The sequence below is a fragment of the Pseudomonas sp. R-28-1W-6 genome (assembly GCF_009799925.1).
Lineage (GTDB): Bacteria > Pseudomonadota > Gammaproteobacteria > Pseudomonadales > Pseudomonadaceae > Aquipseudomonas.
In genome coordinates this window covers 68665-92314 of record NZ_WELK01000003.1, presented here as the reverse complement: position 1 = coordinate 92314, position 23650 = coordinate 68665, and the positions used below count along the sequence as shown (strand labels likewise).

Below are 23650 nucleotides of genomic sequence, written 5' to 3'. Positions count from 1 at the left end.
CGCTTTGAGGCAGGGAGCCGGCGCGACGGCTGGCGAATGGGCCGGCCGGGGCGCCTATCTGCCCAGCGCCGAGGCACGCTGGCGGTGAGGGGCGACTCGGCGCTTTACCGCTGGACACGCGATTCAGGGCAGCAGGTAACCGCGTACGCCGGTGAAGATGATCTGCGCCGCCAGGGCGCAGACGAACAGGCCCATCAGGCGGCTGAGGATCTGCAGGCCCTTCTCGCCGAGGACCCGCTCGAAGCCGTGGGAGAGGAACAGCACGAAGCCGACGGTGAGGCTGGCCAGGGCGATGCTGGCCACGGCCAGCAGCTTGTCGTCCCAGTGTGGCTGGCTGACGCCCATCACCAGCAGGGCGCCGATGGTGCCGGGGCCGACCGTGAGCGGGATGGTCAGCGGCACGATGGTGACGTCCTGGTGGATGTTGTCGGTCTGCACCGCCGACTTGCCCTGGGCCATGCCCAGGGCGGAGATGAACAGCACGGAGCCGGCGCCGATGCGGAAGGCGTCGGCGGTGATGCCGAACACGTCGAAGATGCTCTGGCCGAACAGGTACAGCAGCACGCTGGCGATCAGGGTACCGAGTGCCACCTTCCAGGCCAGCTTCTTGCGCTCGCGGTTGGTGTAGCCCGGGGTCAGGCCGATGAAACAGGACAACACGAAGAACGGGCTGTAGAGGACCAGCATCTTCAGGTACAGGCTGAACAGCTCGGGCAGCATGGGTCGGACTCGTCAGAAAGCGGTTGGGGCAAGCATAGCGGCCGCGCCGCGGCGCGGCATGGACGGGGCGGGTTCAGCCGGGCAGGGCGGCATGCTGGCGGCGTTCGCGCTCGGCCACCCAGTGGGCGATCAGCTCGCGCAGTTGCGACATCTCCACCGGCTTGGCCATGTGCCCGTCCATGCCGACCAGGCGTGCGCGCTCCTTGTGCTCGGTGAGGATGTGCGCGGTCAGCGCCACCACCGGGGTGCGCTCGCGCTTTTCGCGGGTCTCCCAGGCGCGCAGCTGCTCGGTGGCGGAGAAGCCGTCGAGCACCGGCATTTCGCAGTCCATCAGCACCAGGTCATACTGCCGCGCCTGCATGGCGCGCAGGGCTTCCTCGCCGTTGCTGGCGGTGTCCGGCTGCAGGTTGAGCTTGCTCAACATGCCGCGGATGACCTTGGTGGAGATGCTGTTGTCCTCGGCGACGAGGATGCGGAAATCTTCCGGAACCTTCAGCGCCGGGCCTTCGCCGGCATGCGGCAGGGGCACGCTGAAGCCGCTCTGGCGCTGGGCCAGCTCGTCGGCGAGGGTGGTCTTGAGGGTGTAGCCGGCCACCGGCTTGGCCAGAATGCGCTTGATCCCGGCGTTGCGCGCGATGATCTTGCTCGGCGCATGGCTGATGCCGGTGAGCATGATCAGCAGGATGTCGTGGTTGAGGTTGGGGTCTTCCTTGATCTTGGCAGCCAGCTGCATGCCGGTCATGCCGGGCATTTCCTGGTCGAGCAGCACCGCATCGAAGAACTCGCGCATATGCGCCTTGGTCCGCAGCAGGGCCAGGGCCTCCTTGCCGGAGGCCACGCTACTGACCTGCAGGCCCCAGGCGGCGCATTGCTGCACCAGCACCTTGCGGCAGGTCTCGTTGTCGTCGACCACCAGCAGACGCGCGCCCTGCAGCGGGCCGTCGAGGTCGGCGGTGGGTTGTTCCAGGCGTTCGGCGTCCAGCGGCAGGGTCAGCCACAGGGTGCTGCCCTGGTTGTCGCCACTCTGGATGCCGAACTCGCCGCCCATCAGGCGCACCAGCTGGCGGGCGATGATCAGGCCGAGGCGGCCGCCGAGCTTGGTGGCGCTGAGGAAGTCGGTGCTGTGCAGCTGGGTGTTGAGCAGGGCGTCGCGCTCGTCGGCTTCCAGGGCGCGGCCGCTGTCCTGCACGGCGATGCGCAGGCGCGGCAGCTTGCTTTCGCTGTCCAGGGCCACCACCAGCAGGATCTCGCCTTCGGTGGTCTGGCGGAAAGCGTTGTCCAGCAGGCTGAGCAGGGCCTGGCGCAGGCGGGTCGGGTCGCCGCTGATGACCCGCGGCGCCTGCGGCTGGACGAAGCTGATCAGCTCGACCTTCTGCTGCTCGGCCTTGGCGCGGAAGATGTCCAGGCAGTCGTCGATCAGCGCGTTGAGGTCGAACTGCACGTCGTCCAGCTCGATCTGCCCGGACTCCAGCTTGGAGATGTCGAGAATCTCGTTGATCAGGGTCAGCAGCTCGTTGCCGGAGCTGTGGATGGTCTGCACGTAGTCGCGCTGCTTGGCCGACAGCGGCGTGCCGAGCAGCAGTTCGGTCATGCCCAGCACGCCGTTCATCGGGGTGCGGATTTCGTGGCTGATCTTGGCGAGGAATTCGGCTTTGGCTTTCAGCTCGGCGCTGCTGGCCGCTTCGCTGGTGCGTTGGAACAGGGTGTCGCTCTGGATCTGTCGCTGTCGCTCGGTCAGGGCGATGCTGAGGATCAGCCCGCAGAGCATGGCCACACTGAACAGGCTGAGCACCAGCCAGCCCGGATTGAGCTGGTCGAAACCGAACAGCACCGGAATCAGCACGGCGAAACCGAGGTTGAAGATCAGCAGGCCGGCGACGATCAGGCGGGCCGGCTGGTAGCCCGCGCGCCAGTGGATGAAGGCGACCACCGGCACGCTCAGGGCGACCATGATCACCAGGCCATAGACCAGCCAGCTGTGCCAGAACAGGCCGGTGAAGGCGATCATCGCCGCGGCCAGGCCGATCACCAGAAACTCGGCGTGCAGCACGTGGCGCAGCGGGCTGTGTTCGGCCGGGGTGGCGTGGAAGAAGCGCAGGGTGAAGCCCAGGGCACAGAGCCCGGCGGCCAGGGCCGAGAGGTCGGCGATCAGCGACTGGTTGTAGCTCTGCTCCGGCAGCCACACCGCCAGCAGGCCGATGTTGCAGGTGGCGCACAGGGCCAGGGCGATGTGCATGCCGGCCAGCCACAGGTTGCTGGCGGTCGGCGAATAGGCCATGCGCAGCAGGTTGAACAGGGCCAGCAGGAGCAGGCCGCCGAGCAGGGCGCCGAACAGGTAGGCGGGTTTTTCCTGGGTGACCAGCTCGGCCTCGTTGATCGCCTTGAACCACATCATCAGGGCGTGGTTGGAGGTCATGCGGATATAGGCTTCGCGCGGCTGGCCGTCGTTGGGCTGGCTGAACAGGTAGGCGCGCGACGGCAGCGGGCGGCTGTTCTGCGACAGGGCTTCACCGGTCTGCAGCTGCTGTTCCAGCTGGCCATCGCGCAGCAGGTAGTAGTCCAGGTGCTGCACGCGCGGGGCGAACAGCCACAGCCAGTGCGGAGTCTGGTAGGCCGGGGTCTTGATGTGCAGCCAGATGGCATGGCGGGAGGCCGGGAAGGTGATGGCGCGGCGGTCCAGCGGCTGGAAGCGGGCGGACTGATCCCGGATCTGCTCGAAGCCGAGTTCGGCCGTTTTATCGAGCAGGATGGACCAGCTTTCCTGTGCGGCCGGGCGCGTGGCGGCTTCACCTTCCGCCAGTGCCGGGGGCAGGCAGAACAGGGTCAGCAACAGGCTGACGATGAGTCCGGTGGCGATCCTGAGCCGTCGCACGGGCGAGGTCCCTTCAATGGTCAATCACCGGATTATAGCCGTGGCTTATAGGCAAAAGGCAGCCACCAGGGCTGCCTTTTATGGGCTTTTACCGCAACTTTACCCTCAGCCCTTGCCTTGCTCGCGGGCGATGGCGCGGTAGCCGATGTCGTGGCGGTAGAAGCAGCCGTTCCAGCGGATTTTCTCGGCCAGGCGATAGGCCTGCTGCTGGGCTTCGGCAACCGTGCGGCCGATGGCGGTGGCGCACAGTACGCGGCCGCCGGCGGTGACCACCTGGCCTTCTGCGTTCAGCGCGGTGCCGGCGTGGAACACCTTGCCGTCCAGTTGCGCGGCCTCGCCTAGGCCTTCGATCACGTCGCCCTTGGCATAGTCGGCCGGGTAGCCGCCGGCAGCCAGCACCACGCCCACGGTCGGACGCGGGTCCCAGGTCGCCTCGACCTTGTCCAGCGCCTTGGCCAGCGCGGCTTCGACCAGCAGCACCAGGGACGACTCCAGGCGGCACATGATCGGCTGGGTTTCCGGGTCGCCGAAGCGGCAGTTGAACTCGATGACCTTGGGCGCACCGGCCTTGTCGATCATCAGCCCGGCGTAGAGGAAGCCGGTGTAGACGTTGCCTTCGCTGGCCATGCCGCGCACGGTCGGGTAGATCACTTCGTCCATCACCCGCTGGTGCACGGCGTCGGTGACCACCGGGGCCGGCGAGTAGGCGCCCATGCCGCCGGTGTTCGGGCCGGTATCGGCATCGCCGACGCGCTTGTGGTCCTGGCTGGTGGCCATCGGCAGCACGTTCTCGCCGTCGACCATGACGATGAAGCTGGCTTCTTCGCCATCGAGGAATTCCTCGATCACCACGCGCGCGCCGGCGTCGCCGAAGGCGTTGCCCGACAGCATGTCGCGCACGGCGTCTTCGGCCTCGGTCAGAGTCATGGCGACGATCACGCCCTTGCCGGCAGCCAGGCCATCGGCCTTGACCACGATCGGTGCGCCTTTCTCACGGAGGTAGGCCAGCGCCGGCTCGACTTCGGTGAAGTTCTGGTAGTCGGCGGTCGGAATCTGGTGACGGGCCAGGAAGTCCTTGGTGAAGGCCTTGGAGCCTTCCAGCTGGGCGGCGGCGGCGGTAGGGCCGAAGATGTCCAGCTTGCGGGTGCGGAACAGGTCGACCACACCCTTCACCAGCGGCGCTTCCGGGCCGACGATGGTCAGCTGCACGTTCTTCTCGGCGAAGTCGGCCAGCTGCTCGATGGCCAGCACGTCGATGGCCACGTTCTCGCACTTGGCCTCGGTGGCGGTGCCGGCGTTGCCGGGGGCGACGAAGACCTTCTCGACGCGCGGATCCTGCGCCACTTTCCAGGCCAGGGCGTGTTCACGACCGCCGCTGCCGATGATCAATACGTTCATGGGGTATCTCCTGACCGTAGCCCGGATGCAATCCGGGGCTTTTGAGTGGGGTGTTCCCGGATTTCATCCGGGCTACGACGCTTCTAGCAAACCATCGGGCCGTGATGGAGCGTCTGGCTGCTAGGCGGAGGTCGGTTCGACGAGCGCAGTTGCCGCCTGGCAATGAGCATCGGCGAATCGGCCTCCAACAACGCAGACGGGCGCTTCAGCGCGGCCGTGCCACGGTTAGTGGCGGAAGTGGCGCATACCGGTGAACACCATGGCGATATTGGCCTCGTCGGCGGCGGCGATGACTTCCGCATCGCGCATCGAACCGCCCGGCTGGATCACCGCGGTGATGCCGTTGGCCGCCGCGTTGTCCAGGCCGTCGCGGAACGGGAAGAAGGCGTCGGAGGCCATCACCGAACCGGCGACCTGCAGGCCGGCATGTTCGGCCTTGATCGCGGCGATGCGCGCGGAGTTGACGCGGCTCATCTGGCCGGCGCCGACACCGATGGTCTGGCGGCCCTTGGCGTAGACGATGGCATTGGACTTGACGAACTTGGCCACTTTCCAGGCGAACACCAGGTCGTGGATTTCCTGCTCGGTCGGCGCGCGCTTGGTCACGACTTTCAGGTCTTCCGCCTTGATCATGCCGATGTCGCGGCTCTGCACCAGCAGGCCACCGTTGACCCGCTTGAAGTCCCAGCCGGCGGCACGTTCGGCCGGCCACTCGCCGCATTCCAGCAGGCGCACGTTGGCCTTGGCGGCAACCACGTCGCGGGCGGCTTGGGAGACTTTCGGGGCGATGATCACTTCGACGAACTGGCGCTCGACGATGGCCTGGGCGGTCTCGCCGTCCAGCTCGCGGTTGAAGGCGATGATGCCGCCGAAGGCCGACTCGGTGTCGGTGGCGTAGGCCAGGTCGTAGGCCTTGCGGATGCCGCCTTCCTCGTCGGTGGCCACGGCCACGCCGCACGGGTTGGCGTGCTTGACGATGACGCAGGCCGGCTTGACGAAGCTCTTCACGCACTCCAGCGCGGCGTCGGTGTCGGCCACGTTGTTGAACGACAGCTCCTTGCCCTGCAGCTGCACGGCGGTGGAGACGCTGGCTTCGCCGCGCTGGGCCTCGACATAGAACGCCGCGCTCTGGTGCGGGTTCTCGCCGTAGCGCATTTCCTGGGCCTTGATGAACTGGCTGTTGAAGGTGCGCGGGAAGGCGCCGCGCTCTTCGGTGGACAGGGTGTCGCGGCTCTGGTCGATGGTGCCCAGGTAGTTGGCGATCATGCCGTCGTAGGCGGCGGTGTGCTCGAAGGCCTTCAGCGCCAGGTCGAAGCGCTGGGCGTAGCTCAGGCCGCCGGCCTTCAGCGACTCGACGATGCCGGCGTAGTCGCCGGCATTGACCACGATGGCCACGTCCTTGTGGTTCTTCGCGGCGCTGCGGACCATGGTCGGGCCGCCGATGTCGATGTTCTCGATGGCGTCGGCCAGGTCACAGCCCGGCTTGGCCACGGTGGCCGCGAAGGGGTAGAGGTTGACCGCGACCAGGTCGATCGGCTTGATGCCGTGCTGCTCCATCACTGCGCCGTCGAGGGCGCGACGGCCGAGGATGCCGCCGTGGATCTTCGGGTGCAGGGTCTTCACGCGACCGTCCATCATCTCCGGGAAGCCGGTGTAGTCGGCGACTTCCACGGCCGCCACGCCGTTGTCCTTGAGCAGCTTGTAGGTGCCGCCGGTGGAGAGGATTTCCACGCCGAGGGCAACGAGCTCACGGGCGAACTCGAGGATGCCGGTCTTGTCGGAAACGCTGATCAGGGCGCGGCGAACGGGGAGGCGGGTGGTCTGGTCGGTCATGTCACTGTCCATCAGGCGGTAAAGATCAAAAACATAAAGGGCGACCTCAGTCGAGATCGCCCTTTATGCGGGATTGGGTCAGAGCAGGTCGTACTGCTTGAGCTTCTTGCGCAGGGTGCCGCGGTTCAGACCGAGCAGTTCGGAGGCCTTGGTCTGGTTGCCCTTGACGTAGTTCATCACGGTTTCCAGCAGCGGCGCCTCGACCTCGGTGAGGACCAGGTTGTACACGTCGGTGACGTCGGCGCCTTCGAGGTGAGCAAAGTAGTTGTGCAGCGCCTTTTCCACACTGCCGCGCAGGGTGTGGCCCTGCTCGCTGGGTGTGCTCAGGTGCTGCTTCAGGTTGGCGTTGTCGCTCACGGGTACTGCCCCATCAAAAACTGATTGATCAAAAAAAGGCTCGGTCATCCTCGTCATGCGGCCACCTCATTGTCCTTGTTATGACGTGCGGCAAAGAACTGCCGAACGTGGGTGTACTGCGCGTCCGTACTGTCCAGACGATTGAAATCGGTGCGAAATTCCCGGGCCCCGGGCAGGGTGGCCAGGTACCAGCCGACGTGCTTGCGGGCGATGCGCACGCCCATCACCTCGCCGTAGAAGGCGTGCAGGGCGCTCAGGTGCTCCAGCAGGATCCGTTCGATCTCGTGCAGGGGCGGGGCGGCCAGTTCCTGGCCGGTTGCCAGGTAGTGGGCGATTTCGCGGAAGATCCACGGCCGGCCCTGGGCGGCGCGGCCGATCAGCAGGCCATCGGCGCCGGTGGCGGCGAGCACGCTGCGGGCCTTGTGTGGCGAGTCGATGTCGCCATTGGCGAACACCGGAATGCGGACTGCCTGCTTGATCGCGGCGATGGTGTCGTATTCGGCCTGGCCGGTGTACAGGTCGGCGCGGGTCCGGCCGTGCACGGCCAGCGCGCTGATGCCGGCCTGTTCGGCGATTTTCGCCACGCTGATGCCGTTCTTGTTTGCTCGGTCCCAGCCGGTGCGGATCTTCAGGGTGACCGGCACGTCGACTGCCTTGACCACTGCGTCGAGAATGGCGGCGACCAGTTCCTCGTCCTTCAGCAGGGCCGAGCCGGCGGCCTTGTTGCAGACCTTCTTGGCCGGGCAGCCCATGTTGATGTCGATGATCTGCGCGCCCAGCTCGACATTGCGGCGGGCGGCTTCGGCCAGCATCTCGGGGTCGCCACCGGCGATCTGTACCGAGCGCGGCTCGGGATCACCGTTGTGGATCATGCGCAGGCTGGACTTGCGGCTGTTCCACAGGCGCACGTCGCTGGTGACCATCTCCGACACCACCAGCCCGGCACCGAGGCGCCGGCACAGCTGCCGGAACGGCTGATCGGTGACGCCCGCCATGGGGGCGAGGATCAGCTGATTGGGCAGTGTGTATGGGCCGATGCGTACCACCGACATGGGATCATCCCTGTTGTTTTGAGGCTGTTCCGGGAATGGCGAGGCCCGCCTGATCTCAAAAAACGGCTTCATGGGAGTGCGAAAAAGGGAGGGCATGATACCCGCTCTCGGTGACCGGATAAAGGCTGTTTTGAACAAATTATGAGCAGCTGTCGGGTTATCGCCGAAGGCTATGTCTACCCGTGCAAGTGCCGGAAATCCGGCACTTGCAGGCTTATTCCGGGGAGTGGAAGCTGAGGCTGTAGTTGACTGCCTTGGCGCCCGGATCGAGGATTTCCAGGGACACGTGGATCGGTGTCTGCGGCGGCATTTCCGCCTGGCCGGCCAGTTCGCCGCCGAGGTATTCGCCCGGCTTGAAGCGACGGCTGGCCAGCAATTGGCCATTAAGGTCGGCGAAGCGCAGTTCCAGCAGCGGGAACGGCTGGGCGAAGGGCGCGCGGTTATAGATGATCGCGTCGACCACCAGCGAATCGCGGAACTCCGGGTGGCTGCGCACCACTAGGTTGCTGCTCTTGATCTGCTCGATATCGACCTTGGACGGCAGCACGCAGCCGATTTCCGGGCACAGCTGCTCGAACCAGGGGCGGTACTGGTCCTGGCGGGCCAGTTCCTCGAAGTGGTAGGCCACGTACTGACTGGTCAGGGCGCCGGCGGCCAGCAGGTTCAGCAGGCCCCAGCCGATCCAGCGGCCCCAGGGCTTCTTGGCTTCCTGCCAGTCCAGCTGCAGCGGCTCTTCTTCCAGGCTCAGCAGGCTGTCGTCGCGCAGCGCCGGCTCGTTGCGCTCGGGCTTGCTGCGCCCGGCGGCGGGGGCATGGTCGCTATCGTTCAGCAGTTTGGCGGTGGGTTCGGCGAGCTCAGTTTCGTCGCGTTCGGCGAGCAGGCTGGGCTCCTGGCGCTCGAGCGGCGCGCTAGGCGCGACCGAGTCGGGCGTCTCGGCGGCCGGGGCGCTGGCGCGCGGCGGCGTCATGCCCGGGGTGGCGGGCTTGTCTTCGTGCAGCAGGGACTCGGCCCAGTCTTCATTCAGCGGGTCGCGCGGTTCTTCGCGGGCCTTGAGCAGGTCGGCGCCGTCATCGCTGGCCGGCTTGAGCGCGACGAAGGCCTGGGACAGCTGCATTTCCTGCTCTTCCAGCTTGGCCAGCTCCTCGTCCAGGTCGAGGTTGTCGAGGTCGAGATCGTCATGGATCCATAGGGTGTCGACGGACTGCTTGGGTGGCGCGGCGGGTTTGTCCAGGCTGGCAGCCGGAGCCGGAGCCGGAGCCGGAGCCGGAGCCGGAGTGGTCTTGGGCGGCGCTGCGGGAGCGGTTGCCGGGGCTGGTGCGGCGGGACGGGCCGCTGCCGGCGGGGTGGGCTCGGCCACTGGTTTGGCGCGTGTCTGGTCGACCAGCAGCTGCTGGGCGGCATTGAACACATGCATGCAGGCGCCACAGCGCACCGCCCCATGGGCCGCCCCCAACTGGGCGCGGCTGATGCGGAAACTGGTACGGCAGTGGGGGCACTGGGTGACGAAACTGTCGGTCATGCGGCGGTCCGTGCAAAACGTGGCGCTAGTTTACCCAAGCCAATGCCTGAAAGCACAGGCACGGCTCAGTGCCTGACCCCGCTGATGCGGACCCAGCCGTCCTTGACCGCGGTCGGGTCGAGGCTGAAGGCGTCTGCGTAGGCGGCGCGCACTTCCTCAGCCTGTTCGGCGAGGATGCCGGACAGCGCCAGGCGCCCGCCGCTCTTGACCAGGCTGGTGATCTGCGGCGCCAGGGCGACCAGCGGCCCGGCGAGGATGTTGGCCACCACCACGTCGGCCTGCTGCTGCGGCAGGTCGGCCGGCAGGTAGACGGGGAAGCGGGTCGGTTCGATGCCGTTGCGCGAGGCATTGTCACGCGAGGCCTCCAGGGCCTGCGGGTCGATATCGGTGCCGACCGCCTGGGGCGCGCCGAGGAGCAGGGCGGCAATGGCCAGGATGCCCGAGCCGCAACCGAAGTCCAGCACGGTGCAGCCCTGCAGGTCCTGGCCGTCCAGCCATTCCAGGCACAGGGCGGTGGTCGGGTGGGTGCCGGTGCCGAAGGCCAGGCCCGGGTCGAGCAGCAGGTTGACCGCCTCCGGCTCCGGCGCGGCATGCCAGCTCGGCACGATCCACAGGCGCTGGCCGAAACTCATCGGCTGGAAGTTGTCCATCCAGCTGCGTTCCCAGTCCTGGTCGGCGATGTGCTCGATCTGGTGTTCGGGCAGGGCGGCGCCGGTCAGCAGTTCCAGGTGGGCGACCAGGTTGGCCGGGTCGGTGTCGGCCTCGAACAGGGCCAGCAGGTGGGTGTGCGACCACAGCGGGGTGGTACCCAGGTCCGGCTCGAAGATCGGCTGGTCTTCGGCGTCCATGAAGGTCACCGAGACGGCGCCGACGCCGAGCAGGGCGTCTTCATAGGTTTCCGCCTGATCCGGGGTGATGGCGAGACGGACTTGTAACCAGGGCATGGGAAACCTCGAGAGCGATACGGCGGGTTGGCGCGATTGGCCGCGCAGCTTACTTGAACGGGTGGGGCGCCTGCCAGCGCAGGCGCCGGGCGGAAACGACAAGGGCCGCCCGTGGGCAGCCCTTGTCGAGTGCAGCAATGGAGCTTAGTGCTTGTCCATACCCAGTTTCTTTTCCAGGTAGTGGATGTTCACGCCGCCCTTGTTGAAGCCCTTGTCGACCACCAGGTCGCGGTGCAGCGGGATGTTGGTCTTGATCCCGTCGACCACGATCTCGTCCAGGGCATTGCGCATGCGCGCCATGGCCTCGTCGCGATCCTTGCCGTAGGCGATCAGCTTGCCGATCAGCGAGTCGTAGTTCGGCGGTACCGCATAGCCACTGTACAGGTGTGAATCGACACGGATGCCGTTGCCGCCCGGGGCGTGGTAATGCTTGACCTTGCCGGGGCAGGGCATGAAGTTGTCCGGGTCTTCGGCGTTGATCCGGCACTCCAGGGCATGACCGCGGATGACCACGTCGCTCTGCTTGATCGACAGCTTGTTGCCGGCGGCGATGCTGAGCATCTCCTTGACGATGTCGATGCCGGTGACCATCTCGGTAACCGGATGCTCGACCTGCACGCGGGTGTTCATCTCGATGAAGTAGAAGCGGCCGTCTTCGTAGAGGAACTCGAAGGTGCCGGCGCCGCGGTAGCCGATCTCGATGCAGGCATCGACGCAGCGCTTGAGCACTTCGGCGCGGGCCTTCTCGTCGATGCCCGGGGCTGGCGCTTCTTCCAGGACCTTCTGGTGGCGGCGCTGCAGCGAGCAGTCGCGGTCGCCCAGGTGGATGGCGTTGCCCTGGCCGTCGGAGAGTACCTGGACTTCCACGTGACGCGGATTGCCGAGGAACTTCTCCAGGTAGACCATCGGGTTGCCGAACGCGGCACCGGCTTCGGTGCGGGTCAGCTTGGCCGACTTGATCAGGTCTTCCTCGTTGTGCACCACGCGCATGCCGCGACCACCGCCGCCGCCGGCGGCCTTGATGATCACCGGGTAGCCGACTTCACGGGCAATCGCCAGGGCGGTCGCTTCGTCTTCCGGCAGCGGGCCGTCGGAGCCGGGCACCACCGGTACGCCGGACTTGATCATGGCGTTCTTGGCCGAGACCTTGTCGCCCATCAGGCGGATGGTGTCGGCTTTCGGGCCGATGAAGGCGAAGCCGGAGTTTTCCACCTGCTCGGCGAAGTCGGCGTTTTCCGCCAGGAAGCCGTAGCCCGGGTGGATCGCCGTGGCGCCGGTGACTTCGGCGGCGCTGATGATCGCCGGGATGTTCAGGTAGGACAGTGCGCCCGGTGCCGGGCCGATGCACACGGACTCGTCGGCCAGGCCCAGGTGCATCAGTTCGCGGTCGGCGGTGGAGTGCACGGCCACGGTCTTGATGCCCAGTTCCTTGCAGGCGCGCAGGATGCGCAGAGCGATTTCGCCACGGTTGGCGATCAGGACTTTTTCCAGCTTCTGCATCGCAGGTTCCCCGCGCATCAAACGATGGTGAACAGGGGCTGGTCGTATTCAACCGGCTGACCGTTTTCCACCAGGATGGATTCGATCACGCCGCTGGCTTCGGCCTCGATGTGGTTCATCATCTTCATCGCTTCGACGATGCACAGGATGTCGCCCTTCTTCACGTGCTGGCCGACTTCAACGAAGTTGCCGGAGGTCGGCGAGGCGGCGCGGTAGAAGGTGCCGACCATCGGCGAACGGGCCACGGTGCCGTTCAGCTTGGCGGCGGCCGGGGCAGCGGCTTCGGTGGAGGCCGGAGCGGCGGCGACCGGTGCGGCAACCGGGGCCGGAGCCGGGGCGTACATCGGCTGCGGGGCATAGGCCGGCTGCTTGCTGTGACGGCTGATGCGCACGGACTCTTCGCCCTCGCGGATCTCCAGCTCGTCGATACCGGACTCTTCCAGCAGTTCGATCAGTTTTTTGACTTTACGGATATCCATAGCTTTGCAACTCCCAAGGTGAGGTCGTCAGGGGCGTTCTAATTGTTCCAGGGCAGCCTCCAGGGCCAGCCGATAACCGCTGGCGCCAAGGCCGCAGATCACTCCCACGGCTACGTCGGAAAAGTAGGAGTGATGGCGGAAGGCTTCACGTTTGTGCACGTTGGACAGGTGCACTTCGATGAATGGGATGCTCACCGCCAGCAATGCGTCACGTAATGCGACGCTGGTATGGGTGAATGCCGCCGGATTTATCAGGATAAAGTCGACACCTTCGCCTTTTGCGGCGTGAATACGGTCGATCAGTTCGTACTCGGCATTGCTCTGCAGGTACTGCAGGTGATGCCCGGCGGCGCGGGCGCGCTGCTCGAGATCCTGATTGATCTGCGCCAGGGTGGTGGCGCCATAGACGCCGGGCTCGCGGCTGCCCAGCAGGTTGAGATTGGGGCCGTGCAGCACCAGGAGGGTGGCCATGCAGTTGTCCTTGTTCTGTCCCGGGAATGGCCGGGACTATGCCGAAAGCGCTGCAGGCTGTCCAGTTGCCGGCAGTAGCCATCACGATGGCCGAACTTTACGGCAAAGATGTGACGCCGTTACTGCTGGCGGCTGCTCGCACGGGTCAATCGCTCGGCAAAGTCGGCGGCGCTGATCTCTCCTACGACACGCAAATCCGTCCATTCGTCACCCTTGGCGGAGAAGAACAGGATCGCCGGCGGGCCGAACAGCTGGTAGCGGTCGAGCAGGGCGCGCTGCTCGGGGTTGCTCGCGGTGATGTCGAAGCGGACCAGCCGGTAGGCGCCGAGCTGGCTGGTCACCGCCGGGGCGTTCAGCACTTCGCGCTCGATCACCTTGCAGCTGATGCACCAGTCCGCGTACCAGTCCAGCAGCAGCGGCAGGCCGGCGCTTTTCGCCGCGGCCAGGGCGGCATCCAGTTCGGCCGGGCTGCTGATGGTCTGCCAGCTGCTGGCGGCTGCGCTGACGGGCGCGGCGGCGGCGCTGGGCAGGCCGAGCGGGCGCAGCGGATCGCTCTGCCCCTGCAGGGCGCCGACCCAGGCGACGATCGCATACACCAGCAGCGGCAGGCCGAGCACCTGCGCGACCTTCTGGTGGTGGGTCTTCGGCGTCAGCTCCAGCACGCCCAGCCACAGGGCCACGCCGGCCGCCAGCAGGCCCCACAGGGCCAGGCTGACCGGGCCCGGTACCACGCGTTCGAGCAGCCAGATCGATACCGCCAGCAGCAGGGCGCCGAAGGCGTTGCGCACGCTGATCATCCAGGACCCGGAGCGCGGCAGCAGGGCGCCGCCGCCGACGGCGAACAGCACCAGCGGGGCGCCCATGCCCAGGCCCAGGGCCAGCAGCTTGAGGCCGCCACCGAGGCCATCGCCACTGGCGCTGATATACAGCAGGGCGCCGGCCAGCGGTGCCGACACGCAGGGCGAGACCAGCAGGCTGCTGAGGGCGCCGAGCAGCGCGGCGCTGAGCACCGTGCCGCCGTGGATGCGCTGGCTCAGACGCTGCAGCGGGCCGCCGATGGCCTGCGGCAGGTGCAGTTCGAGGAAGCCCAGGCTGGCGGCGGCGAACAGGGCGAAGAACAGCGCGAAGGGCACCAGCACCCAGGGCGACTGCAGGCGGGCCTGCAGGTTGAGTTCGGCGCCGAACAGGCCCATCAGTGCGCCGAGCACGGCGAAGCTGGCGGCCATCGGCAGCACGTAGGCCAGCGACAGCACCAGGCCGCGCAGGCCACCGGGCTGGCCGCGCAGGACCACGCCGGTGAGGATCGGCAGCATCGGCAGCACGCAGGGGGTGAAGGCCAGGCCGAGACCGGCGAGGAAGAACAGGCCCAGCTCCTGCCAGCTCCAGTCGGCGGCATTGGCGGGGGGCGTGGCGGTGGTGCTGGCGGCTTCGCTGGTCGGTGCCGTGCTGGCGGCTTCGCCGACTTCCAGGCGCTCGTTCTCCGGCGGATAGCACAGGCCTTTGTCGGCGCAGCCCTGGTAGGTGACGTGGACGGTGAACGGCAGGCCGATGGGGTTGTCCAGCGGCAGTTCTATGTCGGTGATGCCGTAGTACACCTCGACATCGCCGAAGTACTCGTCGTGCTTGGGCTGGCCGGCCGGGATCAGGGCCTCGCCCTTGGCCAGGTCGCTCGGTTCGATGCGGAACTTGAAGGCGTGGCGATAGAGGTAGTAACCCTCGGTGTTGACGAAGCGTAGCTTGACGGCGCTCGGCGAGCTTTCCACCAGGCTCAGGCGGAAGGCCTCGCGTACCGGCAGGAAATCGCTGCTGTTGTTCAGCGGGGCGCCCAGGGGGGCACTGCTTTCACCGCTCGGGCGCGGGTCGAACAGGCCGGCACTGGCCGGCAGGCTGAACAGCAGGAACAGAACGAGAGGCAGCAGACGGCGCATGGCGGGCTCGCACGACGGACATGCCGGCCATCATACCCAACTCGGCGCGCCGACCCCAGGCGACGGGATGGCGCAGAGGGTTAGTGGATGTTGCCGGCGGATGAGCGGCGCATCGGCTGGCGGCCGCTCAGAGCCTGTTCAAAGGCTCGCGAGCTAGAGCCAGGCAAGGCGAAATCGGGCGAAGAAGCGCAGTTTACCTGTTGTAAATGAGCATTCTGAGCCCGATTTCAACGCTGCATGGCCGACGCGCAGCAGCTCTTGAACAGGCTCTCAGACGCGAAAGGCCTGGGCGGCGGTGTTCAGCTGGCCGCCCAGTTGCAGCAGTTGTTCGCCCTGCTGGCGGGCTTCGCCGATGTGCGCCAGGTTGTCGCTGCCGAGGCTGTGGATGCGCTGGCTGTGGCCGCGGATCTCGCTGGCGGCGCCGCCCTGCTGGGCGGTGGCCTCGGCGATGCGCTCGGCCATGCTGGCGATGGTGCGGATCGCCTCGACCACTTCGTCGAGCGCGCCGTCGGCCTCGGCGGCCTGGCCGGCGGTGGCTTCGGCATGCTCGACCTGGGCGCGCATGGCTGCCACCGACTGCTGCGCGGCCTGCTGCAGGCGGGCGATCAGTTGCTGGATCTCTTCGGTGGCGCCGCTGGTGCGCTGGGCCAGGGAGCGCACTTCCTCGGCGACCACGGCGAAACCGCGGCCCATCTCGCCGGCCCGTGCCGCCTCGATGGCGGCGTTCAGCGCCAGCAGGTTGGTCTGCTCGGCCACCCCGCGGATCACCGTGAGCACCTGGCCGATGGTGGCGGTTTCGCTGGCCAGCTGTTCGATCGACTGGGCGTTGCCCTGCACCTTGCCGACCAGCGCGTGCAGGCCGGTGAGGCTCTGTTCGATCACCCGCTGGCCCTGCTCCACCGCGCGGCTGGCGGCGCGGCTGGCGTCGGCGGCCTGGCTGGCGTCGTCGGCGACCTGGGCGATGGTGCCTTCCAGCTCGCCGAGGGCATCGCGGATCTGCGCGGTGTCGGCCAGCTGGCGCTCGGCGCCGCCGTGCAGGCCCTGGCTGAGGTCGGCCAGGGTGCGGCTGCTGCCGGCGACCTGGGCGGCGTTGTGATGGATGGTGCCGACCAGCTCGACCAGATAGCGGCGCAGGCGGTTCAGCGAGTCCTCGATATCGCGCATTTCGCGGGTCTGCGAATTCAGCGCGATGTCGGCGGCGAAGTCGCCGGCGGCCCAGGTGCCCAGCGCCGGGGCCAGGCGGCTGAGGACATTGCTCAGGCGCCGCTGGATGCGGTCGATGGTCAGGGCGATCAGCAGGATCAGGCCGATCATCAGGGCCTGGATCAGGCGCACCTCGCCCTGGATCCGCCCGTGTTCGGCGCGCACCGCCGGCTCGAGGGCGGCCAGGGCGGTTTGCAGCTGCTCGATCTTGGCGTTGCTGCTGCGCGCCAGCTCGGCGCGTTTCTCGATCAGTTCGCGGGTGCGCGCCAGTTCGCCCGGGTAGCGCTTGAGCAGGCTGGCGAAATCGCGCTTGAGGGCGATGCCGCGGTCTTCGGCCTGCTCCGGCTCGCCGCTGTCGGCCAGGCCGAGCAGGGCGCTGAAGCTGTTGCTGCTGGCCTCGGCGCTGGCGGCCACGCCGAGCAGCGGCAGGCTGTCGAGGGTGGCGGCCTGCAGGCCGAGGGCGGCCAGTTCGCGCTCGACATCGGCGAGCAGTTCGCTGCGTCCGCTGCTGGCCAGTTTGGCGCGGGCATGGGCCAGGCGCGTCAGGTGCTGGGCGGCCTTGAACAGCGGCGCCTGGTAGCGGGCGGCCTCGCTGCTCTGGCTGTCGCGGCTGTACTTGTCCAGTTGCTCGAGGCTGCCGCTCATCTCGCGTTCGGCCTGCAGCAGCAGGCCCTGCGGGTCGCCGGCCAGCTTGCCGGCGGCGAGCAGGTCGGCGGCAGCGAACTGGCTGAGTTCGGACAGGCTCGGGCGCAGGTCGTCGGCCAGTTGCGTGGGCAGCTCGGCGAGGCTCTGTTCCAGGCTGGCGATGGCCTGACTGGCGGCGCTGTGGCGCAGGGCGTCGCCGCTGCTGAGATAGTCCTGGATATTGTCGGCGACCTGGTGCTGGAACTGCTGCGACAGGTTCAGGTAGCGCTGCATCAGCAGGTAGGGGCGCTCGAGGGCCTGCTCCGACCACCACAGGGTGGCGCCGAGGGCCAGGCAGGCGATGACCAGGAGGGCGGTGCACAGGTTGGTGAGCAGTTTGAGGCGCATGACGGCAACCGGAGGACTGAGTCGGTGCCGTCGAGGTTATTGCGGTTTGATTGCGCCTTTATGACAGCGTGACGCCGGTCACGCTCTGCCGCGCTTAGCCGAGATGGATTTCCACCCGGTTGCGGCCGCCGTGCTTGGCCACGTACAGCGCCTCGTCGGCCTGCTTGGACAGCTGGTTACCGTCCAGGTCGTCGCGCAGTTCGGCGATGCCGCAGCTGAAGGTGCAGGACAGGTCATGGGGCTGTGCCGGGTAGTGGATCTCGGCGAAGCGCTTGCGGATCTCGTCGAGCACCTTGGCCGCGGTGGCGGCGTCGGTGTCGGGCAGGACCACGGCGAACTCCTCGCCGCCGTAGCGGCCGATATGGTCGGTCTTGCGCAGGCGCTGCTTGAGGAACAGCGCCAGGCTCTTGATCACCCGGTCGCCCATGGGGTGGCCGAAGGTGTCGTTGACCTTCTTGAAGTGGTCGATGTCGATCATCGCGAAGGACAGCGGCTGGCCGTCGCGGCGGGCGCGGAAACGCGCATCCTCGAGCAGCTGCAGGGTATGGGTGTGGTTGTACAGCCCGGTGAGGCTGTCGCGCACCATGCGCGACTTGAGGTTGCGCGCGCGGCTGGCGCGGTTGCGCACGGTGGCGATCAGGTGGCGTGGCTTGATCGGCTTGGTCAGGAAGTCGTCGCCGCCTTCGCTCATGGCGTCGAGCTGCTTGTCCAGGTCGTCCTCGGCGGACAGGTAGATGATCGGCACGCTGACGTAGCGGTCGTTGTGGCGGATCACCTTGGCCAGTTCCGGGCCGTTGCACTCGGGCATGTACATGTCGAGGATGATCAGGTCGGGCTGGAATTCGGCCAGCTCGGCCATCGCCAGGATCGGCTCGGTGAGGGTGCGGGTGACAATGCCGGCGCTGTTCAGCACGCGCTCGGTATGGGTGGCCTGGGCTCGCGAGTCGTCGATGATCAGCACCTTGTATGGGTCGTACTGGCTGACGTGGGTGAGCACCTCGATGCGTTCGATCAGGCTGGAGGCATCCAGGCTGCCGGTGAAGAACTCCTGGCCGCCGGCGCGCACCGCGGCCAGGCGGGTCGGGGTGTCGGTTTCGCCGTGGCTGAAGAACAGCAGCGGCAGCTTCTGCTCCAGGCCCTGCTGGACCTCCTCGGCCAGCTGCAGGCCGAGGCCCGGGCCGGCGAAGTCGATCTCCATGAGGATTGCCGCCGGATGGCGCTCGGCCATGGCCGAGCGGAAGGCGTTGGCGCTGGGCAGGGCCTGGGCGCTGAGGCCGAAGAATTCCAGTTGCTGGGCCAGGCGCTCGGCGCGCTCAACGTCCTGCAGGGCCAGGTACACCGGCTTGCGCAGCGGCGGCAGGAAGGTCTGCTCGTACTGGTCGGCATGCCGCAGGCCGGTGCGCGACAGGCGTTGCATGAGCTGGTTGAGCTCGCTGATCAGCTGGCTGTTGAGGCGGCCACGGTTGGCCTCCACGGCCGTCAGGCAGTTGCCGATGCTGGCGGCCAGCTGGGTGTGCACCGCCTGCTCGAAGCGTTCGGCATAGCGCAGCAGGCCGAGATTGGCCTCGCTCAGCTCGGCCATGTCGGCGGCATTCCATTCGCCCTGCTGCAGGCGCTGCCAGACTTCCAGGACCTGGCGGGCCTGGTGAATCACCCGTTTGGCGAAGTGCTGCTTGAGGCGGTCGCGGCTGGGATCTTCTTGCTCGGTCATGGGTCCGGAGTCTGTCGTGGCCCGCGTTCCGGGCTGGATGATGGCCTCATGCTACCACTGGGCGATTGCAGTGCCACTGCCGTCGATCATATGGCGTCAACCTTTCATCATTTGGCGGATTCGCCCGCTTTTAGTTTCTTCGGGCTTCCCGCAGCACTGCGTTTGCTCCTAGGCTTCACTTATAGTGCACGGCCGGCACCTCCCAGGCCTGGGCCGTGGTCGGTAAATAGAGAAAGACGATTTAAGGATTATGACCATGCTGGATTGGAAGAAACGCACAGAAGACCTGCGCGGCAGCGTCGATGACTCGGTGGACGATGTCCGCAGCTATTTCGGCGGCCTGTGGCTGAGCCGCACCCTGGGCAGCCTGCTGGCGCTCTACCTGCTGGGCGCGCTGCTGGTCGGCTGGTACTGGAGCCAGGAGCCGGCGCTGTTCCCGGTGCAGCAGCAGGCCCAGGCGGCGGCCGAGCAGGCGCAGCGCAAGCTGGTCAGCGGCTACACCACGGTCGAGACCCTCAAGCAGGTCTCCAGCACGCTGCTCAACAAGCCCGGCGGCTACCTGTCCAACGACATCGCCCCGCCCGGCCTGTGGCTGGACAACATGCCGGCCTGGGAATACGGCGTGCTGGTGCAGGTGCGCGACCTGTCGCGTGCCCTGCGCAAGGACTTCGCCCGCTCCCAGTCGCAGTCCACCGAAGACCCCAACCTGGCCAAGGCCGAGCCGCGCTTCAACTTCGACAACAAGAGCTGGGCACTGCCGGCGTCGGAGTCCGAGTACGTCGAGGGCATCAAGTCGCTGGACCGCTACCTGGCGGCCCTGGCCGACCCGGCCCAGCCCAAGGCGCAGTTCTATACCCGTGCCGACAACCTCAACAACTGGCTGGGCGACGTCGCCACCCGCCTCGGTTCGCTGTCCCAGCGCCTGTCCGCCAGCGTCGGCCGGGTGCGTCTGAACACCGACCTGTCGGACAAGGCGCCGGCCGAAGGCGAGGCGGTGCCGGTCAGCGAGGAGGAGGTGAAGACCCCCTGGATGCAGATCGACAACGTGTTCTACGAGGCCCGCGGCCAGGCCTGGGCCCTGTCGCACCTGCTGCGTGCCATCGAGGTGGACTTCGCCGACGTGCTGGCGAAGAAGAACGCCACCGTCAGCGTGCGGCAGATCATCCGCGAGCTGGAGGCGGCCCAGGAGCCGCTGTGGAGCCCGATGGTGCTCAACGGCAGCGGCTACGGGGTGCTGGCCAACCACTCGCTGGTGATGGCCAACTACATCTCGCGGGCCAACGCGGCGATCATCGACCTGCGCACCCTGCTGACCCAGGGCTAAGGCATGTTTGCCGACGCGATGCCTGAGCGCGCCGTGCGCAGCCCATCCTGCAACCGGACCCAGGGCTGATGGTCATTTCCGCCCGCGAGGCGGCGCACCGTGCCGCCTCCGATGCCGAACGCATCGCCTGGGTCGACGAGCGCGACCAGCTGCTCGGCAGCCTGCCGCGCGCCGAACTGCGCGAGCGCGGGCTGATCGGTCGCGGCACCTTCATCCTGCTGTTCAACTCCGCCGGCGAGCTGTGCGTGCACCGGCGCACCCTGAGCAAGGCCCTCTACCCCGGCTACTGGGACGTGGCGGCCGGCGGCATGGTCGGCGCGGGCGAGAGCTACGCCGAATCGGCCGCCCGCGAACTGCACGAGGAGCTGGGCATCGCCGGCGCCGAGCTGCGCGAGCATCAGCGCTTCTTCTTCGACCAGCCGGACAACCGCCTGTGGTGTGCGGTGTTCTCGGCGGTCTCCGATGCGCCGCTGCGGCTGCAGCCGGAGGAAGTGCTGGAGGCGCGCTTCCTGCCGTTGCCGCAGGTGCTGCGCGCCACCGCGGCGCAACCCTTCTGCCCCGACTCGCTGCAGGCGCTGCACAGCTACCTGGCCAGCCTCGCCTGAGCCCGCTGCAACACACGCCGCGCCTGGCTTTGTGCGGTTTCCTGCGCGGCTTTGTGCGGGATGCCGAACGACGCCGGGCAAAGGTCGCCAATCCATCGGCCAATGGCGCAATTTCGCACTTAGCAAGGACAATCTTTGCCGCTACACTGCGCGACCTTTGAAGCCGGGTCCCCAGCCCGGCTGCGCTGCCCCTGCCTGAGTGGGGCCTCGCGGCTGACGCCAGTCAGCCAGTCGCTATCCTGACCAACCCAAGAGGAAAAGCCGGTGGTCAAGAAAGCTTCGTCGTTTGCCGCCTTGAGCGGTCTCGTCTATTCCACCGATGGCGGTCGGCATTGCCCTGACTGCGGCCAGCCGGTGGATGCCTGTATCTGCAAGCAGAGCCAGATCCCCGCCGGCGACGGCATCGCCCGCGTGCGCCGGGAAACCAAGGGGCGTGGCGGCAAGACCGTCACCACCATCAGCGGCGTGCCGCTGGCCGAAGCCGAGCTCAAGGAGCTGGCCAGCGCCCTGAAGAAACGCTGCGGCTGCGGCGGCGGGCTGAAGGACGGGGTCATCGAGATCCAGGGCGACATGGTCGAGCTGCTCCTCGAAGAACTCGCCAAACGCGGTTTCAAGGCCAAGAAGTCCGGCGGCTGAGCCGGTTCTTCCTAAACTTCATGGCAGGGGAGCAGTCCACTCCCGTGCAATCGTCATATCCATGCCTTACACCTGCGCTCCCATGGGGCTGCAGCTTTGACTCGCTATAGGGAGACCTCGATGGCCGCAAGACGCACACGCAAAGACGACGGCAGCCAGTGGACCGTTGCGGACAGCCGCAGCGTGTATGGCATTCGCCACTGGGGCGCCGGCTTTTTCGCGATCAACGACGCCGGTCGGGTCGAGGTCCGTCCCAACGGCCCGGACAGCGCGCCGATCGACCTCTACGCCCAGCTCGACGGCCTGCGCCAGAGCGGCCTGTCGCTGCCGCTGCTGGTGCGCTTCCCGGACATCCTGCAGCACCGCGTGCGCCAGCTGACCGGCGCCTTCGACGCCAATATCGCGCGCCTGGAGTACACCAACCGCTACACCGCGCTGTACCCGATCAAGGTCAACCAGCAGGAGGCGGTGGTGGAAAACATCATCGCCACCCAGGACGTCTCCATCGGCCTGGAAGCCGGCTCCAAGCCCGAGCTGATGGCCGTGCTGGCCCTGGCGCCGAAGGGCGGCACCATCGTCTGCAACGGCTACAAGGACCGCGAGTTCATCCGCCTGGCGCTGATGGGGCAGAAGCTCGGCCACAACGTGTTCATCGTCATCGAGAAGGAATCCGAGGTGCAGTTCGTCATCGAGGAGGCGGCCGATCTCAAGGTCGCCCCGCAGATCGGCCTGCGCGTGCGCCTGTCCTCTCTGGCCTCCTCGAAGTGGGCCGACACCGGCGGCGAGAAGTCCAAGTTCGGCCTGTCCGCGGCGCAGCTGCTGTCGGTGATCGAGCGCTTCCGCGCGGCCAAGCTGGACCAGGGCATCCGCCTGCTGCACTTCCACATGGGCTCGCAGATCGCCAACCTGGCCGACTACCAGCACGGCTTCAAGGAAGCCATCCGCTACTACGGCGAGCTGCGCGACCTGGGCCTGCCGGTCGACCACATCGACGTCGGCGGCGGCCTCGGCGTGGACTACGACGGCACCCATTCGCGCAACGCCAGCTCGATCAACTACGACATGGACGACTACGCCGGCGTGGTGGTCGGCATGCTCAAGGAGTTCTGCGACGCCCAGGGCCTGCCGCACCCGCACATCTTCTCCGAGAGCGGCCGCGCGCTGAGCGCCCACCACGCGGTGCTGGTGATGCAGGTCACCGATGTCGAGCGGCACAACGACGAAGTGCCGAAGATCGAGGACAAGGCCAGCCTGCCGGAGACCGTGCAGTGGCTGGTCGACCTGCTCGGCCCGACCGATATCGAGATGGTCACCGAGACCTACTGGCGCGCCACCCACTACATGAGCGACGTGGCCGCGCAGTACGCCGAGGGCAAGCTGAGCCTGACCCAGAAGGCCCTGGCCGAACAGTGCTACTTCGCCGTGTGCCGGCGCCTGCACAACTCGCTGAAGGCGCGCCAGCGCTCGCACCGCCAGGTGCTCGACGAACTCAACGACAAGCTCGCCGACAAGTACATCTGCAACTTCTCGGTGTTCCAGAGCCTGCCCGACACCTGGGCCATCGGCCAGATCCTGCCGATCCTGCCGCTGCACCGCCTGGACGAGGAGCCGCTGCGCCGCGCCGTGCTGCAGGACCTGACCTGCGACTCGGACGGCAAGATCAAGCAGTACGTCGACGAACAGTCGATCGAGACCAGCCTGCCGGTGCACGAGGTGCGCGAGGGCGAGGACTACCTGCTGGGCGTGTTCCTGGTCGGCGCCTATCAGGAAATCCTGGGCGACATGCACAACCTGTTCGGCGACACCGACTCGGTGAACATCTACCAGGGCGCCGACGGCAGCGTGTACCACGCCGGCATCGAGACCCACGACACCATCGAGGACATGCTGCGCTACGTGCACCTGTCGCCCGAGGAGCTGATGACCTACTACCGCGACAAGGTGGCCAGCGCCAAGCTCAGCGCCCGCGAGCGCACCCAGTACCTGGATGCCTTGCGCCTGGGCCTGACCCGCTCGTCCTACCTGTCGTCGTAAGCGCGACGCGGCAAGCAAAAGCCCGGCCTAGG

At 67.1% G+C, this 23650-nt stretch carries 18 protein-coding genes; 4 read left to right on the top strand and 14 right to left on the bottom strand.

Annotated features, from left to right (window positions below):
• Positions 1-123: 123 nt before the first annotated feature.
• From F3I62_RS08080 to F3I62_RS08015, 14 genes are all read right to left on the bottom strand, one after another.
• Positions 124-720 (bottom strand): MarC family protein, encoded by a 597-nt coding sequence (locus tag F3I62_RS08080; protein ID WP_160489132.1) that lies wholly within the window; start codon positions 718-720, stop codon positions 124-126.
• A gap of 73 nt (positions 721-793) precedes the next feature.
• The gene (locus F3I62_RS08075) at positions 794-3592 is read right to left on the bottom strand and encodes a hybrid sensor histidine kinase/response regulator (protein ID WP_160489131.1); all 2799 of its coding nucleotides are present in this window, start codon (positions 3590-3592) and stop codon (positions 794-796) included.
• 105 nt (positions 3593-3697) lie between these two features.
• On the bottom strand, positions 3698-4990 hold the full coding sequence (gene purD, locus F3I62_RS08070) for a phosphoribosylamine--glycine ligase (RefSeq protein WP_160489130.1): 1293 nt from the start codon (positions 4988-4990) through the stop codon (positions 3698-3700).
• Between the two features lie 225 nt (positions 4991-5215).
• Entirely contained in the window at positions 5216-6823 is a 1608-nt protein-coding gene (gene purH / locus F3I62_RS08065) for a bifunctional phosphoribosylaminoimidazolecarboxamide formyltransferase/IMP cyclohydrolase (protein WP_160489129.1), read from the bottom strand.
• Between the two features lie 78 nt (positions 6824-6901).
• Positions 6902-7237, bottom strand: a complete 336-nt coding sequence (fis, locus tag F3I62_RS08060) for a DNA-binding transcriptional regulator Fis (protein WP_160081974.1) — start codon at positions 7235-7237, stop codon at positions 6902-6904.
• Positions 7234-8232, bottom strand: coding sequence for a tRNA dihydrouridine synthase DusB (dusB, locus tag F3I62_RS08055; RefSeq protein ID WP_160489128.1), 999 nt, complete (start codon positions 8230-8232; stop codon positions 7234-7236). The genes fis and dusB overlap by 4 nt, the downstream gene beginning before the upstream one ends.
• 214 nt (positions 8233-8446) lie before the next feature.
• On the bottom strand, positions 8447-9751 hold the full coding sequence (locus F3I62_RS08050; protein ID WP_160489127.1) for a DUF3426 domain-containing protein: 1305 nt from the start codon (positions 9749-9751) through the stop codon (positions 8447-8449).
• 65 nt (positions 9752-9816) lie between these two features.
• Entirely contained in the window at positions 9817-10695 is an 879-nt protein-coding gene (gene prmA, locus F3I62_RS08045) for a 50S ribosomal protein L11 methyltransferase (RefSeq protein ID WP_160489126.1), read from the bottom strand.
• A gap of 144 nt (positions 10696-10839) precedes the next feature.
• Positions 10840-12195, bottom strand: coding sequence for an acetyl-CoA carboxylase biotin carboxylase subunit (gene accC, locus F3I62_RS08040; RefSeq protein ID WP_160489125.1), 1356 nt, complete (start codon positions 12193-12195; stop codon positions 10840-10842).
• Positions 12196-12212: 17 nt separating this feature from the next.
• A complete protein-coding gene (gene accB / locus F3I62_RS08035) occupies positions 12213-12674 on the bottom strand; it encodes an acetyl-CoA carboxylase biotin carboxyl carrier protein (protein WP_160489124.1) in 462 nt (153 codons plus the stop codon).
• Between the two features lie 27 nt (positions 12675-12701).
• Positions 12702-13145, bottom strand: a complete 444-nt coding sequence (gene aroQ / locus F3I62_RS08030; RefSeq protein ID WP_160489123.1) for a type II 3-dehydroquinate dehydratase — start codon at positions 13143-13145, stop codon at positions 12702-12704.
• A 119-nt stretch (positions 13146-13264) separates the two neighbouring features.
• Positions 13265-15073, bottom strand: a complete 1809-nt coding sequence (gene dsbD, locus F3I62_RS08025; protein WP_160489122.1) for a protein-disulfide reductase DsbD — start codon at positions 15071-15073, stop codon at positions 13265-13267.
• 270 nt (positions 15074-15343) lie between these two features.
• Positions 15344-16237 carry a methyl-accepting chemotaxis protein gene (locus tag F3I62_RS20495; RefSeq protein WP_372240104.1) on the bottom strand — a complete coding sequence of 298 codons (894 nt, stop codon included), beginning with the start codon at positions 16235-16237 and terminating at the stop codon, positions 15344-15346.
• 1165 nt (positions 16238-17402) lie between these two features.
• Positions 17403-19019: a PleD family two-component system response regulator gene (locus tag F3I62_RS08015; RefSeq protein ID WP_160489120.1), complete on the bottom strand. Its 1617-nt coding sequence runs from the start codon at positions 19017-19019 to the stop codon at positions 17403-17405.
• A gap of 256 nt (positions 19020-19275) precedes the next feature.
• Between F3I62_RS08015 and F3I62_RS08010 the strand changes: the two genes are divergently transcribed.
• The 4 genes from F3I62_RS08010 to speA all read left to right on the top strand — a co-directional run bounded on the left by F3I62_RS08010 (position 19276) and on the right by speA (position 23618).
• Positions 19276-20343, top strand: coding sequence for a DUF2333 family protein (locus F3I62_RS08010; protein ID WP_160489119.1), 1068 nt, complete (start codon positions 19276-19278; stop codon positions 20341-20343).
• A gap of 68 nt (positions 20344-20411) precedes the next feature.
• Positions 20412-20948 (top strand): NUDIX hydrolase, encoded by a 537-nt coding sequence (locus tag F3I62_RS08005; RefSeq protein ID WP_160489118.1) that lies wholly within the window; start codon positions 20412-20414, stop codon positions 20946-20948.
• Positions 20949-21212: 264 nt separating this feature from the next.
• Entirely contained in the window at positions 21213-21584 is a 372-nt protein-coding gene (locus F3I62_RS08000; RefSeq protein ID WP_160489117.1) for a translation initiation factor Sui1, read from the top strand.
• Positions 21585-21704: 120 nt separating this feature from the next.
• Positions 21705-23618 (top strand): arginine decarboxylase, encoded by a 1914-nt coding sequence (gene speA, locus F3I62_RS07995; RefSeq protein WP_160489116.1) that lies wholly within the window; start codon positions 21705-21707, stop codon positions 23616-23618.
• The last annotated feature ends 32 nt before the right edge of the window (positions 23619-23650 follow it).

Coding starts and splice junctions, on each gene's coding strand:
- F3I62_RS08080 (WP_160489132.1), bottom strand. CDS start 720: ATGCTGCCCGAGCTGTTCAGCCTGTACCTGAAGATGCTGGTCCTCTAC.
- prmA (WP_160489126.1), bottom strand. CDS start 10,695: ATGCCCTGGTTACAAGTCCGTCTCGCCATCACCCCGGATCAGGCGGAA.
- purH (WP_160489129.1), bottom strand. CDS start 6,823: ATGACCGACCAGACCACCCGCCTCCCCGTTCGCCGCGCCCTGATCAGC.
- dusB (WP_160489128.1), bottom strand. CDS start 8,232: ATGTCGGTGGTACGCATCGGCCCATACACACTGCCCAATCAGCTGATC.
- dsbD (WP_160489122.1), bottom strand. CDS start 15,073: ATGCGCCGTCTGCTGCCTCTCGTTCTGTTCCTGCTGTTCAGCCTGCCG.
- F3I62_RS08005 (WP_160489118.1), top strand. CDS start 20,412: ATGGTCATTTCCGCCCGCGAGGCGGCGCACCGTGCCGCCTCCGATGCC.
- purD (WP_160489130.1), bottom strand. CDS start 4,990: ATGAACGTATTGATCATCGGCAGCGGCGGTCGTGAACACGCCCTGGCC.
- F3I62_RS08050 (WP_160489127.1), bottom strand. CDS start 9,751: ATGACCGACAGTTTCGTCACCCAGTGCCCCCACTGCCGTACCAGTTTC.
- accC (WP_160489125.1), bottom strand. CDS start 12,195: ATGCAGAAGCTGGAAAAAGTCCTGATCGCCAACCGTGGCGAAATCGCT.
- fis (WP_160081974.1), bottom strand. CDS start 7,237: ATGACGAGGATGACCGAGCCTTTTTTTGATCAATCAGTTTTTGATGGG.
- aroQ (WP_160489123.1), bottom strand. CDS start 13,145: ATGGCCACCCTCCTGGTGCTGCACGGCCCCAATCTCAACCTGCTGGGC.
- accB (WP_160489124.1), bottom strand. CDS start 12,674: ATGGATATCCGTAAAGTCAAAAAACTGATCGAACTGCTGGAAGAGTCC.
- F3I62_RS08015 (WP_160489120.1), bottom strand. CDS start 19,019: ATGACCGAGCAAGAAGATCCCAGCCGCGACCGCCTCAAGCAGCACTTC.
- F3I62_RS08010 (WP_160489119.1), top strand. CDS start 19,276: ATGCTGGATTGGAAGAAACGCACAGAAGACCTGCGCGGCAGCGTCGAT.
- speA (WP_160489116.1), top strand. CDS start 21,705: ATGGCCGCAAGACGCACACGCAAAGACGACGGCAGCCAGTGGACCGTT.
- F3I62_RS20495 (WP_372240104.1), bottom strand. CDS start 16,237: ATGCGCGATATCGAGGACTCGCTGAACCGCCTGCGCCGCTATCTGGTC.